This is a genomic window from Psychrobacillus sp. FSL H8-0483 (assembly GCF_038637725.1).
GTDB lineage: Bacteria > Bacillota > Bacilli > Bacillales_A > Planococcaceae > Psychrobacillus.
The window spans coordinates 2,203,362-2,218,967 of sequence record NZ_CP152052.1; the positions used below are offsets into that span (position 1 = coordinate 2,203,362).

Here is a 15,606-nt window from a genome sequence, read left to right on the forward strand (position 1 = left end):
CAATGAACTGTAAAGTAATTTTCCCTTTTAGCAGAGTTCGAGTTTAGAGGAGAAGAAAAAATGATGGAAGAGATCGTCAGGTTTCGTACGTGAAGGATATGGAAATAAAAAAAACGCTGATGCTAAATGAATAGGTCAGCGTTAAAAAATGAAGTGTATATGAAAACACGTTATAGCCAGTATAAAGAATCTATTTTGAAAAAGGATTATTCAAATGCTAACAGAACGATTTAAAGCATTATTGATATGAGCTAAATGGTGATTACCATGCCAAGCATAAATACCAATATTCTTTTCTACAGAGGTAATGCCGGAGTCTGGATGGTTAAAACTTCTTTTTAATTGTTCATCTGTTAAAGTTTCGAGTAAATACGTCCAACGCTCATGTAACGCTTCAATAAGTTTCAAGGAAATTGTAATTGGCAGTTTTGAATCAAGTAAACTCGCCCATTTCTCTTCTGCATAAGGTTTAATCGTTGGATTATCTTCTGTTAAAGCTAATTTAAATCTTATATAGGCATTCATATGACTATCTGCAATATGATGAACAAGTTGGCTAATTGTCCAACTATCTTCACGATAAGTATATTCTAAAGCTTGATCATCTAAGCCATGGACGACTTCTTTTAATCTAATTGGTAAAGTTCTTATTTCATTAATCCACCCTTGTATATCCTCGTTTGAAATACATGTAGAACAATGAAATTCCCCTATTGGATATCTTTCATTTCCCATTTTTTCACTACCTTTCTTATACACATTGAAGAAGCAAACACTTTTTCTATTCCCCAGGCATATAGCCAATTACTTCGTTAGTAGCAGGATCAACAAGTATGGATGGCGTGCCTATGACAACTTTACCTCTGTCTTTAAAAGAAACAGATAAGGCCTCTTTTCCCACAAAAGTTGGATCTAACAGTTCATAGCTATTATCTGCAATTGTCTGCTTTACTACTGCACTTTGCCAATCTTCTCTAGCTGTGTCATCCCATCCTTTTTCTCTGATGAATTCCCACGCTACTTCCCTTATATGATTATAATTATCCGTATCTGTCGTTTTCATATCATCCTGTATGTTTGAACAACCAATAGCCCAAAATATAGTAAACAGTTTTAATGCAAAATAGACCATTTTAATATTCACAAAATCCCCCAAGTGGTAATGAGTATATTATTGGATAAATTCCTCTAAATGCTTTGTGCAATTATACAAAGTACAGTCCCACTGGTTTTCAATGTTTTCTAAAATTGTTACAGATGTATTATCGATGAGTGTACTAGTAAATTTCTCCGGTAATAGACGTCTTAATGTAAGACCAATTAACGCACCATGGCTCACTACCAATACTCGCTTATCTTTATAAGTAATTGCTGCTTCTTCTAAAAAATCAGACCCTCTTTTAGATACGTCTGCAAACTTCTCCATACCTAGTTCCAATTTTCGCCAAGTGCTACCCCACTTATGAAGCCTTTCTTCTTCGGTTGTTCCTTCGATTTCTCCACAGTTAATTTCACGAATTCTCTTGTCGTAACCGGAAATAGGCAAATATAATTGATCAGAAATTATTTGTGCTGTTTCTTTGGCACGCAATAAATCACTCGTTATTATAACGTCCCACTTTCCCTCTAATGAGAGTCTATTTGCGCAATGATAACGCTTGTTTTTTACCTGTTTGATTTAAAGGGATATCAGAAATTCCTTGCGCTCGTTTAAGTTCATTCCACTCTGTAATTCCGTGTCTTATGAATCCTACGGTTGTCAATAATTCCCCCACCTTTTTACGATTTTATTCCTTCGTTCTTTTATCTACATCTAATTATATTCTTCTTTCATACGTTGAAATCCTTTTTAATCCGAATGACATACTACCTTTTACCTTTGGAGGACACTATACGTATAAATTAGATTACCAATCACCCATTGGAATAATAGAGATTTTAAGTACGGAAGAAGCTATCTATTATATTATGTTCACAGACGAAACAAATTAAGTATCGTTAATCCCTGTCATCGCAATATCAGTGTAGGTGGAAAGCTTACAGGGTTTGCTGGTGGATTGTGGAGAAAAGAATGGCTACTTCAGCATGAACAGTCTAATAAATACTAAGTTTGCTATGATTTTAGCTAAAACAAAAAGCATGTCCATTGAATTAACGGGTTCGGTTGGTGGGGAGAAAAATGTTAATAACAAAGTAAATTTCATACTAATTAGTATATACTTCAACATCAAAAAAACGCTCAGGAATCTGAGCGTTTTTTTTGATGTAATATATTACTATCCTTATTGAACTAAAGCACCCGTTAGCCATTCATGAAGCCCTGCTTCACCACAGAATATGTAAGAAAATTACGTTCTTCCATGGTAGTTCTTTAAGATACAAATATTCTAACCTTTTTGGTATACATCTGAGGGAACGAGATCCTTCAACCATTGTAAAAATACTTTCTCCGTATTTTCATTTACGTCTATCTGAATCCATCGTTTGTCTTGCGGTATTCGCTTATACCAATATAGTTCTTTCACGTTAAAATATTGTTCCTCATTGTCACTGTACTCTTCCAAGAAAAGCACCTTTTCTTCGCCATTATCTAAATAAAAACAATAACCTTCATACGCTACCCCTTGAACCCAAGCAATAGGATGTTCGTGGTTTACCTTACATAAGCACACATTTCCGTTTAAAGCTTTGAAAATGTTTAAGAGTTTAGATAGATATTCTTTCTTCACTGGGATGACAGGAACAGCGTCAAGCGGTTCTCTATATGTAAGACCCGTATGTCGTTCCTCTATCCGTACATCATAATAATTATCTTCTTGAAAGTCTTCCATGTTCATATCTCTTAAATAGTATTTACCGTACTTATTTAGGATTTTCCTAATATGTTTAAATGGAGGTAATACATCACCGTATAAAATCACAACTTTTGTCGCCATAAATCCTTTATCAAACTCATTTCTGTTCAATATTTGCTTTCAATCCCTATCCAAAACATATTATTAAATGCTGAATTTAATAATATCATTCGAACAAAGCTTGTTAACTAAACTACCCCGTTAGCCATCCATGAAGCCCTGCTTCACCACAGAATATGTAAGAAAATTACATTCTTCCATGGTAGTTTAAGTGACATATTTCACAATCTTCAAAAAAAAGAGAGTTGCCAAGAAACTCCTTAGATAATTACCAAATTCTCGTACAATATACAATTTTACCGCTACGTACTTTTCTTGAAGTAGTGGTGGAAAAATTTTAAAAAATGTACAAGGCAGTCACGCACGAGACTGTGTTTGTTTACATAATATTATCGGAAGTGAATTGAGCTTACACATCCAAGCTGTTGATGATACCTAATATTTGATGATCTGTCCATTTGCCATTAATCTTTAGATTTTCTTTAGCTATACCTTCTTTTTTAAACCCTACTTTTTCTAATACCCGAATAGATGCTATGTTGTCAGGCATAGCTCCTGCTTCAATTCTATGTAATTTTAATTCTCTAAAAGCAAAGTCTACAACAAGTTGAAGAGCTTCTGTTGTATAGCCCTTTCCATTATACTCCTTATCTAAAGTAAATCCCGTATAACAGCTTTGGAGGTCTCCCCTAGCAATTTGAGTTAATGAAATGTCTCCGATAAGTTTATCAGTTGCTTTTAAAAAGATTCCAAAAGCATATAATTGCCCTTCATCTGTCTTTTTTAATGCCTGTTCAATGCGTATTTTTTGATGTTCTTCTGTATAAAAGGCTTCTGGGAGTAATGGGCTAACTCGTTGAAAAAATTCGCGATTTCTAGTATGTAAGTTAGCTAACTCGCTGGCGTCAGAAGTTTTGTAAAGTCGAAGATAAATTTGTTGACCTACTAGCTTCATAAAACCCCTCCATTATCTTTTTACTACCATTTTATTCTAATTAGGCAAAAGTATGATGTACATCCGACCTTTTTTTGTTTTTTAAGGATTTGGCAGTTTTTTACAGAATCCTTGCATACATTTGCAGCATTTTGCTTTAACCTGCTGATTTAGTTCAATTACTTTTCCAGAGTTTGAAAATTTAAAGATTCCTTTTATCAAATAAACCATACTAAAAGCCCAAGTAATTCCAGCAACCTCTATTTGAAATGAATTTTCTTCAGATGCCATTACGTGTTCATAATCAAAGGCTTTGTTAAGTAGTATTGTTGTTTTTCATGTATAAAATATGGGAACGTCCGATTTGGACGTTCCCGTTCTTATTCCATTAAAGCCCCCTATAATGGAATAACTGTATAGCTAATGAAGCTTTTTTAAAAGCTGCGTTTCCCTGCCCAAATTCCTTGCATTTTACTTAGGAATACAATTTGCCCAATATGATATGCGTCGTGCAATGCTAAACTCTTCAGTTCAAGCACTAATGATCTTTCTCCAGGGATCTGTCTATACAAATCTTCATGTTCTGATTTTGCTAGTATTTTTCCAAGTTCACGATGAACATAATAATATTCTTGTTTTGTTTCCTTCCAATTTTGAAACGTCTCAGTTGGTAATCGAAATGTAGATTCATTATCTTCTGCCTGGGGTTCATTCGCTGCTTCACCAAGATATCGCATCAGAAGTCTCTTTTTATAGAAAAGTAAATGACAAACTAATTCCCAAATGGAATTCATTGCCCCCTCAACTGGTTTCCAAATTGCCTGTTCAAAAGTAATATCCTCTAGCACTTTTTCAAGTGGAGGAAACCAGTCTTCTTCATCTAAGCAGCTTGCCCATTGTTGTAACAAAAGTGTCTTTACATCCATTTTCTATTCCCTCCAATTTAATATCTCCCTTTAAAAATACTAATTCGATTTACTTATCTAAACACCTTCATGTTCAACTAAACTGCCCCGTTAGTCATCCATGCAGCACAATATATTGATGCACCACAGAGAATGAAAATGGTTAAGAGGAGTCAATTTCAATATTTATCTGATTTTCTCCGCCAACTCTAAAATAATTCCCTCTGGACCGCGAACATAACATAACTTATAACTTTCTTCATACTGCTGTATCTCACTAAAGATTTCCGTGCCCTTCTTTTTCAACTTCGCAACAATAGCTTCAATATCTTCAACAGCAAAGCAAATATGTCGGATCCCCAGCGTATTCGCAAAAGGTTGCTGAATATCTTTTTCATCTGACGGAGTATAAAATTTGACTAGCTCTATCCATGCCTGACCATCTGGCATCCCCAATCCTACACATGCCGTTTTAACATCATTAAGCCCAACTATTCTGTCAAACTGTTCTCCATCCAATTCCCATTCCGCTTGCACTTCAAGTCCTAAATTAAGAAAAAACGCTTTAGCCTCTGAAAGATCATTTACGTTTATACTCACATGATCTATTCTATTGATCTTCATATCTCGCACCTCCTATGTTCCCGTTATTTTCAATTCCTATATTCGTGTAAAGTTTGGTTATAATTCTAATTCGCTTAAGACAGAAAATATCCTTCTTCAAAAATCCTGCTGCATTAGTTTAAGTGTATCATTTCACAATGAGTTTCTGAGATCTACTTGATGTTTCGGATAAAAAAAGGACCATCGAAATGATGGTCTTGTTTAACTAAAGCACCCTTTTGTTTAATAAGAACAGCGACGCTTATTAAACAATCGCACCTTATAGTTTAAGAAACATTGTAGGTTGTTGAATTAACTAACGATGTAATATTTTTAGAATTTTTAAAAAATTATTTAATAAAATCCAAAAGTCACAGAACGCAAATATATTAGGAACAAATAATAAGCTTTTATCTACTTTCATCGTGAATTTAATCTCTACGTTCAAAGCTATAGATTAGTAAACTACTATAGAAAGCTGATTTTTATATAATTCGAAAGTTTAGCACAATCAAATATATTAAATCTTTCATATACTTTCGTATATTTATTATTTGAAAGGATGGTGTATATGGGAATAAGACCGTATATGATTGATTTGGGTACGCTCGGGGGAACCATCAGTGTTGCTTCTGGTATAAATGACCGTGGACAGATTGTGGGAGGTTCGAGTACGGCTAATGGGGAAATTCATGCTTTCCTATGACAAAACGGTGTGATGACCGATCTCGGTACGCTTGGTGTAATCTTTAGTCAAGCTTTTAGTATAAATGATCGTGGACAGATTGTGGGAGTTTCGAGTACGGCTAATGGGGAATTCCATGCTTTCATATGGCAAAACAGTGTGATGACCAATCTCGGTACGCTTGGTGGGAGCAATAGTCAAGCTAATAGTATAAATGACCGTGGACAGATTGCGGGAAGTTCGGATACGGCTACCGGGGAAATTCATGGTTTCCTATGGCAAAACGGTGTGATGACCGATCTCGGTACGCTTGGTGGAATCAGCAGTATTGCTGAGGGTATAAATGACCGTGGACAGATTGTCGGAGGTTCGAATCCGTTTATTTTCGATTTCCATGCTTTCTTATGGCAAAACGGTGTGATGACCGATCTCGGCACGCTTGGTGTAGGCTTTAGTCAAGCTAATAGTATAAGTGACCGTGAACAGGTTGTGGGAATATCGGATACGGCTAATGGAGAAAATCATGCTTTCCTATGGCAAAACGGTGTAATGACCGATTTCGGTACGCTTGGTGGAAGCAATAGTCAAGCTAATAGTATAAATGACCGTGGACAGATTGTGGGAGGTTCGGAAACGGCTAATGGGGAAACTCATGCTTTCCTATGGCAAAACGGTGTGATGACCAATCTCGGTACGCTTGGTGGAAGCTTTAGTGAAGCTTTTAGTATTAATAATCATAAACAGGTTGTGGGATTTTCGGATACGGCTAATGGGGAATTCCATGCTTTCCTATGGCAAATGCAGATTCCATAATTCGCTTTAATTTTTTTCTAAGTACCCCCTAAACTCTGCTTAACCCTGTCCAAACAAAAAACAAGCAAAGAGCTCTTTGCTGATTTGAAATAATGTTTGTTCAATAACTCCCTAACAAACCCGTATTTTAGGGTCAATAAGAAGAATCCATTTTGAAAAAAGATTTAACAAAATGGATTTTTTCTTGTAATTTTAATATAAAGTTTTTATAAAAAATTTCGATCATTTTCTAACCGCGGTCCAGTTAGCGGTAGTTCGACCTTTTTCGATTTGAACACCATTGAATGGATAGACTTTTTGTATAGGAAGAAGCAAACGCTTCATTTAGGTACTAGCTATTTTTTGGATGACATCACACAACGCTTCTTGACTCATAGAATGAAGTTCATAATCATGGTCTTTGAATACTAAATTTCTAGTAACATCATTAGGAACAATCACACACCTAATACCTGCTTGTTTGGCTGCATTCAATCCGTTTAACGAATCCTCGAACACTATCACTTCTGTTGGTAATAAATTGCAGTCTCTTAATGTTTTAATATAGAGTTCTAGATCTGGTTTAACCCTACTGACATCCTCTTTTGTATTTATTACTTCAAAATAATCAATAATTCGTAGCTGTTCTAGATATGAATGAACCCAATCTCTAGATGAACTTGAAGCTAAACCAATTACTAAGTTGTATTCTTTTGCTTCATCTAAATATGCTTTAACTCCTTCTCTAAGTAAAGGTTCTTTCATTTTATCCTTATATTTATTGAATGCTTCTTCCTCTATTTGCTCACAATCTACTGAGTTTCCAGCTATTTCACGAAAGTATTGATATAAGATTTCATTGCCTGTTCCAATACAATTGGAGTAACCTGCTAGATCTAATTCAATCGCATGCTTTTCAAATAATGTTTCTTTAAACGCTTCGTACCAAACTGTCTCTGTATCTACTATTAAACCATCAAAATCAAATATGATTCCTTTAATCATTATTTCATCACTACCTTCATTAAGATCAATTATCTAAGAACGATTTAGACATATAGTAAGCACTCACAGTAAATAGTTGATTTATTTCGCCTTTAGCAATCATTGTTTCCATATCATTTAACTCCACCAAATGAACATCAATAAACTCTGTTGGATCTAATTCTTGTTCAAAAGCTTTATACGCATCCAATAGTAAAAAGGTAATTACTTTATTCGTTTGTGTTGCTGGATTTACATAAAACTCACCAAGTAATATTGGATTTCTTTCTGTTATAAAGCCAGTCTCTTCCCTAATTTCTCTTAAAATAGCTGTCTCATATGCTTCATTTCCCTCTGGTTTACCAGCAGGTACTTCTAAAAAGAAGTCTTGAGCTGCATATCTATACTGTTTGACGAGGACAATCTGTTTCTCCTTAGTTAGAACTATGGCATTCACCCAATCAGCATATTCATTTACATAATAACTTTCTATTTTTTGTCCATCCGGTAGTTCACAACTATCTTCACGCAGATTTCCGTATGGAGTTTTAAATACATAACTCGAATTCAACGTTTTCCAACTCTTCATCGTAATTTCTCCTTTGATATTTTCACTAAAATAATTGTTGTTTAATATACTCCATGATTTTCAGTTTCATTATCGCGGCTCATACATTCATCTCAATACTTTCTAGAATTAAGTTACTTAGTCCGTTTGGATAGAGTACCTTTTTTTCGTTAAAAAGTTCTTGTAAAGGAACCCATTTTGCTAATGTAATTTTATTTCCTTCCACAACTTTAAAACTTTCTTTTTGATATAGGCATTCATCTTCAAATTCCACTAAATAAATTTGTATAATCTCATGACCAATAGATTCGTCTATTTTGAATACGTTTTCTAAACAAGAAATATAGCTTTTAATAGTAATTTTTACTTCTAATTCCTCTTGGTACTCTCTGATTACCGTTTCACTTGATATTTCGCCAAGTTCAATCGTGCCGCCAATTGGCCGATAAAATATCCCTGTTCCCTTTGAATGTTTCCCTAGTTGTTCTTCTAAGAGAATCATATTATCTTTAACTATTAATCCTAATGATTTAGCTTTTGGAAACATTCATATCCCTCCACTACTTTCAGTAATAATTAACTAAGTTCATTTCTCACTAGGCTATTAATCAAATGTAATGTCTTTTGCAAATAACCTTTTAATTATAAAGATTTTCAGTTACTTTATATCAGAGCGACTTTCCACATTCCGAACAAAACTTGGAAGTTCGAGCAGTTGAATGTCCACAATCGGAGCAATACTGAATGGAATCCGATAATCCCTCTTTCAATCCTTGTCCAGCAGCTCTCATTTGATCTCTCAAAACATCTTCATTTAACTTTTGAATATTCTTTCGATATCCCACTCCGGTTAGGATAAATCCAACAAAAATAACAGGCATCGAGACAAAACCTAACCAGAAATACTTTGGCTGTTCAAAACCTTCTAAAGTTAGAAACTCAAATAATGAAAAAGTAATACCAGCTAATCCCAAAAATACAATAAACGGACCGATAATTTTCATTTTTATTCCCCCTATTTACCATCTAAAATAACTTTTACTTATTAACAATCTCTATCAGAGTAGTATCTAATCCTAATCTTTCCTTTAACTCTTCTGTAATGAAAAATGAAATGGTTGAAGCCCTTTCTATTTTTTCATATTTATAATGAGATCCGGTTGTAAGTGTTCCGTCCGTCCAATATGTTTCTGTTGGAGGTGGCGTCAACTGTTGTATGTGTTCTTCGTATTTCCCACTAATTGGACCTTGGATATAAATGTCAAATGGCAATGGATTATACGGCGCTTGTTTTTGAACCAAGGAAATCTCCATTATATTGTCTTGGATTTCTACGTATCCATTCTTAGGTATTCGCTGATTGTTAACTGTTAACGAATAAGTCCATTGTTTTTTTGCTAGCTCAAGTAATTCCGATTCCCTTAAAAATAGCAATGCATCTTCCGCAAATTGTTCATAATAAGTTATTTGTTCTTTTGCATAGTTCAAGTCTATTTTTTGAGCATCTAATTCGTTTAACAGGTCTTCATTTTGTTTCTTTAGCTTACCTATTTGTTCCTTTTGTTCTTCCATTAATAAGTCGTTATCCTCTATTGCTTTCTGATTATCTACTGAACTAGTATCCTTACAACCAATTAATATACTAAAAACTATGATGCTGAATGAAAAGAGTATCGTCTTCTTCCACATGATTACCTCACCCTATTCGTTAGAAAAAATTTAAAAAAACTCGTATAAGCCTCCATCAAAATAGTCGAATTCTTCCTTTGTAATCATTTGCAAACTATACCCCTTATAAAAAGCTTTTATCATTGCTTCATTATCTTTAATAGAACGAATGGCTAGTGCAATATCACAGCGTGGATCGCCATAGGCTGCTCCAGATAAATCGATAAATGTCTGAACTCTTCCATTGGAAACAAGGACATTATCAATTGTGCAATCACCATGAATCAACACTTGTTTAGACCGAATAGGTGGATGTTTTATTAATTGATCCAGCAACTCTTGATTCCCATCCACTTCATAGTTTTGTAAGTTGTATGCCGCTTTTTGTAATTGTGTATCTAGCCAATTTTCTTCCGTAATCCAATCGGTAGGGGGCTGTGTTTCGTGTAATTGCTGCAAAAGCTCTCCAAAACTTTGGATAAGCGCACATTTTTCAGCATCTGATGGAAATTGTTGAAGCGCTTCTCTTAAGGTCACACCTTCCTCCAAACTCATGAGTAAATAACTCTTTTCTTCATTTTCTACAAAATGAAAGTAGGTTGGTAAAGGCAAATCTGTTTCTGCATTCAAGCATTTCATGATATCTGCTTCTTGCGAAAGCCATTCTCTATATTTTAATTTGCTGGCTACTTTACATACAAACTGACCTTTATCCGTATGAAGAAGCGCTACTTCAGAAGTTGCACCTTGTCTTTTAGGATATGAAAACGAATTTATTTTTCCTAAGAATTTTTCAAACTGTGAAGGAATATTTGGTTTTATTTGTTTATTCATAAATAACTCCTAACTGGTGTTTTTCTTAGAATTTCGGACAAAATACGATGTTCACATAAAAGTAGGATTTGCTATAAGTTAATTTGATGAGTCCTCCTCAGGAACACTTTCGATAATAGATGTAAAGAAATAAATAAATGACAAATAAAACGGATAAAAAATTAGCTGACCTATAATAATAAGCCCTTGTACTGCGTCAGGTTGAGAACCTCGATTAGTAATCGGAAACAGGTTTGCGAAGTGAAAAAGAAAGAAGAATAAATACGGAAGCCAAAGATTTGCTGACCAATACATAGCTTTTCTTCTTGCACCCATTTTCTATTAAAAATGTAAACTAGAATTGTTAAAAGGGAAAATCCTACAATATGTAAAACGGCTGTAAGTTGAGTTACTGAATCTGCCTCCCAACCCGTTAACCGCCAAATTCGATAAAAGTTGAGCTGAAGTTCAATTGAAAGGAATAGCATAAATGCACTAGGAACACTAACAGTATTTAACATGCAGAAATATCTGATGGGGAATAACCCCCTTGAACTTTTTTCAAAGGATTCATCCTAACCTACTATTATTATACAATAAAAAATATTTAGTTAATTAAAAACACAAAAAAAAGAGAATTATACTATGAAAGAAAAGGTGCACTTGGCCGCTGGAACTTCAAGCATAGCCCGTATTTATTTAAGTAGAAGCCTTCACAAAAAAAATAAAGGGTAGGAGTATTTCTTCTACCCTTATTTCTATCAAAAAAATATCTGGCCAGGTTTCCTATCTTCTAAATAATTCGACAGGCATAGGTACATCTTTTATGTATTAATAGTCTCCTTGTGTTGAGCATTTCTTATCCAACCAGTACCTGCAACAGCCATAAATATAAAGCCACATACTGAGGTGATCCAGAAAAAAATTCTTCCACCATTTGTTGGTGAATTATAAATGAGACCACTTACTACTAGCAATATACACCCGATCAATCCAAAATAACCTATAGTCCAATCATAATTACATTTCAATAGATAATAACCAATTACACATAGAATGTAGATTCCGCTGACCATCATAATTGCTGGAAATAATGGTTGGAATTTAGCTGCATAAACAAAATAATCTAGCTGGCTAATATCATGACCATCCATAATGTCCATATTAAATAATTTAGTAAATGGTGTTGAATACTTCCATTCCCATGGATGATTCATAATAGCACTGCCTTCATACCAAGCGATAAATGTTGCAGTACATAATATGAGCGTTCCGATAATGAGTTGTATAATATATTTAAACAAAAATCATCCCCCTAACATGTTTTAAAATATTCCGTATATTACCAAGACGTATAGGGAATATTTGAGTTCGCCATTTTTCTATTTATTTGTAAATAAAATCACATTTCCTTGTTGCTTGACTACACTTCTTTTAGACATTTTGACTTTTGATCTTATGGATGCATTAGTTACATATCAATTTTATTCTGTTCTTGCCATGTTTTTAGCATAAAAAATCTCATCCATTTCTGTTTTTAACTTCTTCGTGATTAATATCTTCTCATCCTCGGTTAACTCGTCTTCTGTATAACCAAATAAGTAATTATTTAAATCAAATTTCTTTAGCTTGCATTTTGTATGAAAAATATTTTCTTGGTATACGTTTACATCAATCATTTGAAAATTTTCTTGTAATCCTACCGGTATATAGTTTTGAATCGAGTTTATATCATGATCGATAAATAATTTATGACCCTTTACATCTCTAGTAAAGCCACGTACACGATAATCCATCACCATAACGTCTGTCTCAAATGAATGAATTAAATAATTCAACGCTTTCAATGGAGAAATTTCTCCGCATGTGGAAATATCAATATCTGCTCGGAATGTACTAATTCCTTCATCCGGATGATATTCAGGATAAGTATGAACGGTTATATGACTTTTATCTAAATGTCCCACTACGGTTTCAGGTAGAGGTCCTGGTGATTCTTTAAAAGAATCCACGGAAGAATCATCGACAGGTCCTTCGGAAACCAAGATTGTAACACTTGCTCCCTGCGGTTCATAATCTTGCTTAGCAATGTTTAAAATATTTGCCTCAATAATCTCAGATACTTTGGTTAATATTTTTGTCAATCGATCTGCACTATATTGCTCATCAATGTACTCAATATATTTCTCACGTTCTTCTTTCGTTCTTGTAAAACAAATATCATACATATTGAAACTTAATGTCTTTGTAAGGTTATTAAAACCATGTAACTCAATTCTTTGTTTAGGGGTTAAACTCATTTTTATAGTACCTCTCTTCTGCTAAAATTTCAGGACAATTAATGAAGGTATGTAAAATCTCTATCACAATCCCCTTCTTATTTTAGTTTCCCTCAAATCGATTTTTCTAAAACATAAAAATAAATAACAAACAAAATGGAGAACTTTATATTTTATTCATACAGTCTCTATCTAAATTACGATTTCTTCTAGAATTCTTTGCATTTTACCGTCATTGTAATCAGCGTTTATCGTCTTTTTATATACTTTAAGAAACGAATAACTAATGCTATATCATATGCAGCTTTAGAAAAATCAATAAAGATATGTACTTTCTCAATGGAAAAAACGACATTATCACTCCTCGCAATTTATTTCATTTTTCCCATAGAAACTTTGTTTAATTTAACAGAGCTTTTAATTTACAAGAAAAAAAGCCAGCTACATTTTACATAGCTGACTTTCTATTAATTCTATTAATATCTTGTTTCTAAGTCGATCCCTTGATAGAAATGTTTCAAAATCACATCAAAAGTATAGCCTTTTTCTGCCATTCCAACTGCTCCGACTTGAGACATACCAACACCATGTCCCCAACCGCCTCCATTTACTTTAAAACCTGTCACCTCTTTTGTTTCAATATCTTCTACTGGTTCGATAATAAATAAGGTGCTTAACAATACTGCTGGACTCCCGTTTGCATTAATATATTGTAAGGCCCAACGAATTCTATCTTTATATTCGTAGAATGTCCCATTTTCGGTGATAAATTCAATAGTTGCCACACGACCTGAACTTGAACGCTCTGTTACATTAATTTCAAGTACTTTTCCTACTTCCGTATTGAAGTACGTGCCAACCACCTGACTAATCTCTTCTGCCGTCCATTCAAAATTCCAACGGTAATATCTCGACCAATCAGCTTCAAAATCACCGTTCTTTACTTCACGAAGTGACTCTCCACTACCATTATTTTTATAAATATCTAAAGCAGGTACGTATTCAAGCGAGTTCCCTTTTTGCGCAACATGAGTAGCTCGAAGATATGGTGATGCTTCAGCACTCCACACATCCTCATTGTTTGCAGTGAAACCACCGCTTGTTGAATGGAAGACGGCTGTAATCAGTTTGCCATCATACGTTGCTACGATTCCTCTCGTTCCATCCACTGCCTCATTGGAAATTGGATGTTCAGCTTCAAACCCACCGTATACTTGGTCGGATGTGGTTGGTAACAAATCATACCCATCTATGCTACGTTTACCTAGGTTGGATAGAGCATACGTGCGTGCTGCAATGGCCTGTGCTTTTTGTGCCTCTACTTCAGCGTAAGGATTTGGTGGTAGCTCTCGTGGCACCACGCCATATAAATAATCTTCTATAGACAATTCATTAATCCCAGCTAGTGTACCGCTACTGTTAAATCCAACCTCTGCATGTCCACGATACTTTTTGCCATTCATTTTTACCAATTCTGAGGAAGTGATCACTTGAATTGGATTGGCAGACACTTTTTCCACTGTGCCATCTGATATTTTAAGTTGAGATTCTCCCTCAACCAAAGTGATTACTCTCCAGAATGAATCAGCTGCAGCCAAACCTTTCGCAACAACTTCATTTTTAAAATTTGTTCTTTCAGTAAAAGATGCATTTGTTGCAAACTCTCCAATTAGTAAGCGATATCCATTATTAAATGGCTCTAAATAAGTTGGATATCCTTCGTTTTCAGCGCGAGTCAACCAATCTGTGATATATGCATCACTCGAAGAAAATGCTGCTTGCAAACGATAATTGGACTTAACTATAGAGGAAGCACTTAATGTAACAGAAATCTCCTTATTTACATCTTCAAATAATACTTCTCCAGTCACTTTATCAATAAGAGCAAATTCACCTTCACTTCCAACTGTCAGCGATTCGACTGCTGGGACAACACCAATCCTAATGCTTGGATCTTCATCGCTAGCTCTTGCAACATTAATTCCACCAACACCTTGGAAAAATAAAACACTTACTAAGACAAACGCAACAACAAACCTGAAACTTTTCTTCAAGACACCCATTCCCCTCATAGAAATTTGTATTGCTAAACTACCATTCTCTATTTATCTGAAAATTCCTTTCACTTTTTTTAATTATTTTCGATATTATATTTTAATGAACCTTCTGGATTAGTCCTTCTAGACATCTATATATATTTTGCATTACTTAAAATACCCTCAAAACGAAACTTAGGTCACATTTCATATATTTACAATCTAGGTAAATTATGTACCTCACAACATTAGAATGAAAAAAAGTATCCTTCGCTCAAACTAACTGAGGAAGAATACCTGAAAAGTGCCTGTAATCCAGTGATTATTTACCTTAAATGACTAAACTATATGATGCTTCCTGTAAATTAGGTATGTACGACCACATTATTTTGTGCTAATATTTAGATTAGCAACATTTGGTATA

At 34.4% G+C, this 15,606-nt stretch carries 20 protein-coding genes; 3 read left to right on the forward strand and 17 right to left on the reverse strand.

Features of this window, described 5'->3' with window-relative positions; translation table 11 throughout:
- Positions 1 to 210: 210 nt before the first annotated feature.
- From MHB48_RS10550 to MHB48_RS10565, 4 genes are read right to left on the reverse strand one after another with little or no spacing between them, the layout of a single operon-like run.
- Complete coding sequence (locus tag MHB48_RS10550) at positions 211 to 735, reverse strand: YfiT family bacillithiol transferase (protein WP_342598053.1); 525 nt, start codon at positions 733 to 735, stop codon at positions 211 to 213.
- Positions 736 to 781: 46 nt separating this feature from the next.
- On the reverse strand, positions 782 to 1,144 hold the full coding sequence (locus MHB48_RS10555) for a hypothetical protein (RefSeq protein ID WP_342598054.1): 363 nt from the start codon (positions 1,142 to 1,144) through the stop codon (positions 782 to 784).
- Positions 1,145 to 1,171: 27 nt separating this feature from the next.
- The gene (locus MHB48_RS10560) at positions 1,172 to 1,591 is read right to left on the reverse strand and encodes a histidine phosphatase family protein (protein ID WP_342598055.1); all 420 of its coding nucleotides are present in this window, start codon (positions 1,589 to 1,591) and stop codon (positions 1,172 to 1,174) included.
- Between the two features lie 46 nt (positions 1,592 to 1,637).
- Positions 1,638 to 1,763, reverse strand: a complete 126-nt coding sequence (locus tag MHB48_RS10565) for a phosphoglycerate mutase family protein (RefSeq protein ID WP_342598056.1) — start codon at positions 1,761 to 1,763, stop codon at positions 1,638 to 1,640.
- A gap of 255 nt (positions 1,764 to 2,018) precedes the next feature.
- Between MHB48_RS10565 and MHB48_RS10570 the strand changes: the two genes are divergently transcribed.
- Positions 2,019 to 2,108 (forward strand): MGMT family protein, encoded by a 90-nt coding sequence (locus MHB48_RS10570; RefSeq protein WP_342601354.1) that lies wholly within the window; start codon positions 2,019 to 2,021, stop codon positions 2,106 to 2,108.
- Positions 2,109 to 2,387: 279 nt separating this feature from the next.
- Here MHB48_RS10570 and MHB48_RS10575 read toward each other — a convergent pair whose 3' ends face one another.
- The 4 genes from MHB48_RS10575 to MHB48_RS10590 all read right to left on the reverse strand — a co-directional run bounded on the left by MHB48_RS10575 (position 2,388) and on the right by MHB48_RS10590 (position 5,378).
- Entirely contained in the window at positions 2,388 to 2,966 is a 579-nt protein-coding gene (locus MHB48_RS10575) for a hypothetical protein (RefSeq protein WP_342598057.1), read from the reverse strand.
- Between the two features lie 358 nt (positions 2,967 to 3,324).
- Positions 3,325 to 3,870: a GNAT family protein gene (locus MHB48_RS10580; RefSeq protein ID WP_342598058.1), complete on the reverse strand. Its 546-nt coding sequence runs from the start codon at positions 3,868 to 3,870 to the stop codon at positions 3,325 to 3,327.
- A 413-nt stretch (positions 3,871 to 4,283) separates the two neighbouring features.
- Positions 4,284 to 4,775 (reverse strand): DinB family protein, encoded by a 492-nt coding sequence (locus MHB48_RS10585; protein WP_342598059.1) that lies wholly within the window; start codon positions 4,773 to 4,775, stop codon positions 4,284 to 4,286.
- Positions 4,776 to 4,940: 165 nt separating this feature from the next.
- Positions 4,941 to 5,378 carry a VOC family protein gene (locus MHB48_RS10590; RefSeq protein ID WP_342598060.1) on the reverse strand — a complete coding sequence of 146 codons (438 nt, stop codon included), beginning with the start codon at positions 5,376 to 5,378 and terminating at the stop codon, positions 4,941 to 4,943.
- A 550-nt stretch (positions 5,379 to 5,928) separates the two neighbouring features.
- On the opposite strand from MHB48_RS10590, the gene MHB48_RS10595 reads away from it, so the two are divergent.
- Both MHB48_RS10595 and MHB48_RS10600 read left to right on the forward strand, forming a co-directional pair.
- On the forward strand, positions 5,929 to 6,063 hold the full coding sequence (locus MHB48_RS10595) for a hypothetical protein (RefSeq protein WP_342598061.1): 135 nt from the start codon (positions 5,929 to 5,931) through the stop codon (positions 6,061 to 6,063).
- Positions 6,064 to 6,075: 12 nt separating this feature from the next.
- Positions 6,076 to 6,855 (forward strand): hypothetical protein, encoded by a 780-nt coding sequence (locus tag MHB48_RS10600; protein ID WP_342598062.1) that lies wholly within the window; start codon positions 6,076 to 6,078, stop codon positions 6,853 to 6,855.
- Positions 6,856 to 7,179: 324 nt separating this feature from the next.
- Here MHB48_RS10600 and MHB48_RS10605 read toward each other — a convergent pair whose 3' ends face one another.
- The 9 genes from MHB48_RS10605 to MHB48_RS10645 form a co-directional block, all read right to left on the reverse strand.
- Positions 7,180 to 7,839, reverse strand: coding sequence for an HAD family hydrolase (locus MHB48_RS10605; protein ID WP_342598063.1), 660 nt, complete (start codon positions 7,837 to 7,839; stop codon positions 7,180 to 7,182).
- 25 nt (positions 7,840 to 7,864) lie between these two features.
- Positions 7,865 to 8,407, reverse strand: coding sequence for an NUDIX hydrolase (locus MHB48_RS10610; protein WP_342598064.1), 543 nt, complete (start codon positions 8,405 to 8,407; stop codon positions 7,865 to 7,867).
- Positions 8,408 to 8,486: 79 nt separating this feature from the next.
- Positions 8,487 to 8,933, reverse strand: coding sequence for an NUDIX domain-containing protein (locus tag MHB48_RS10615; protein WP_342598065.1), 447 nt, complete (start codon positions 8,931 to 8,933; stop codon positions 8,487 to 8,489).
- Between the two features lie 121 nt (positions 8,934 to 9,054).
- A complete protein-coding gene (locus tag MHB48_RS10620; protein ID WP_342598066.1) occupies positions 9,055 to 9,390 on the reverse strand; it encodes a hypothetical protein in 336 nt (111 codons plus the stop codon).
- A 34-nt stretch (positions 9,391 to 9,424) separates the two neighbouring features.
- Positions 9,425 to 10,075 (reverse strand): hypothetical protein, encoded by a 651-nt coding sequence (locus MHB48_RS10625; protein ID WP_342598067.1) that lies wholly within the window; start codon positions 10,073 to 10,075, stop codon positions 9,425 to 9,427.
- A gap of 30 nt (positions 10,076 to 10,105) precedes the next feature.
- Entirely contained in the window at positions 10,106 to 10,888 is a 783-nt protein-coding gene (locus MHB48_RS10630; RefSeq protein WP_342598068.1) for an aminoglycoside phosphotransferase family protein, read from the reverse strand.
- Between the two features lie 803 nt (positions 10,889 to 11,691).
- Complete coding sequence (locus tag MHB48_RS10635; protein WP_342598069.1) at positions 11,692 to 12,171, reverse strand: YjdJ family protein; 480 nt, start codon at positions 12,169 to 12,171, stop codon at positions 11,692 to 11,694.
- A 180-nt stretch (positions 12,172 to 12,351) separates the two neighbouring features.
- Positions 12,352 to 13,167: an adenosylmethionine decarboxylase gene (speD, locus tag MHB48_RS10640; RefSeq protein WP_342598070.1), complete on the reverse strand. Its 816-nt coding sequence runs from the start codon at positions 13,165 to 13,167 to the stop codon at positions 12,352 to 12,354.
- A gap of 455 nt (positions 13,168 to 13,622) precedes the next feature.
- Positions 13,623 to 15,200, reverse strand: a complete 1,578-nt coding sequence (locus MHB48_RS10645; protein WP_342598071.1) for a SpoIID/LytB domain-containing protein — start codon at positions 15,198 to 15,200, stop codon at positions 13,623 to 13,625.
- Positions 15,201 to 15,606: the final 406 nt, after the last annotated feature.

Bases quoted from the DNA above. Each gene is read 5' to 3' on its own strand.
- MHB48_RS10550 (WP_342598053.1), bottom strand. From the start codon at position 735: ATGGGAAATGAAAGATATCCAATAGGGGAATTTCATTGTTCTACATGT.
- MHB48_RS10580 (WP_342598058.1), bottom strand. From the start codon at position 3,870: ATGAAGCTAGTAGGTCAACAAATTTATCTTCGACTTTACAAAACTTCT.
- MHB48_RS10585 (WP_342598059.1), bottom strand. From the start codon at position 4,775: ATGGATGTAAAGACACTTTTGTTACAACAATGGGCAAGCTGCTTAGAT.
- MHB48_RS10590 (WP_342598060.1), bottom strand. From the start codon at position 5,378: ATGAAGATCAATAGAATAGATCATGTGAGTATAAACGTAAATGATCTT.
- MHB48_RS10595 (WP_342598061.1), top strand. From the start codon at position 5,929: ATGGGAATAAGACCGTATATGATTGATTTGGGTACGCTCGGGGGAACC.
- MHB48_RS10600 (WP_342598062.1), top strand. From the start codon at position 6,076: ATGACCGATCTCGGTACGCTTGGTGTAATCTTTAGTCAAGCTTTTAGT.
- MHB48_RS10605 (WP_342598063.1), bottom strand. From the start codon at position 7,839: ATGATTAAAGGAATCATATTTGATTTTGATGGTTTAATAGTAGATACA.
- MHB48_RS10610 (WP_342598064.1), bottom strand. From the start codon at position 8,407: ATGAAGAGTTGGAAAACGTTGAATTCGAGTTATGTATTTAAAACTCCA.
- MHB48_RS10615 (WP_342598065.1), bottom strand. From the start codon at position 8,933: ATGTTTCCAAAAGCTAAATCATTAGGATTAATAGTTAAAGATAATATG.
- MHB48_RS10620 (WP_342598066.1), bottom strand. From the start codon at position 9,390: ATGAAAATTATCGGTCCGTTTATTGTATTTTTGGGATTAGCTGGTATT.
- MHB48_RS10625 (WP_342598067.1), bottom strand. From the start codon at position 10,075: ATGTGGAAGAAGACGATACTCTTTTCATTCAGCATCATAGTTTTTAGT.
- MHB48_RS10630 (WP_342598068.1), bottom strand. From the start codon at position 10,888: ATGAATAAACAAATAAAACCAAATATTCCTTCACAGTTTGAAAAATTC.
- speD (WP_342598070.1), bottom strand. From the start codon at position 13,167: ATGAGTTTAACCCCTAAACAAAGAATTGAGTTACATGGTTTTAATAAC.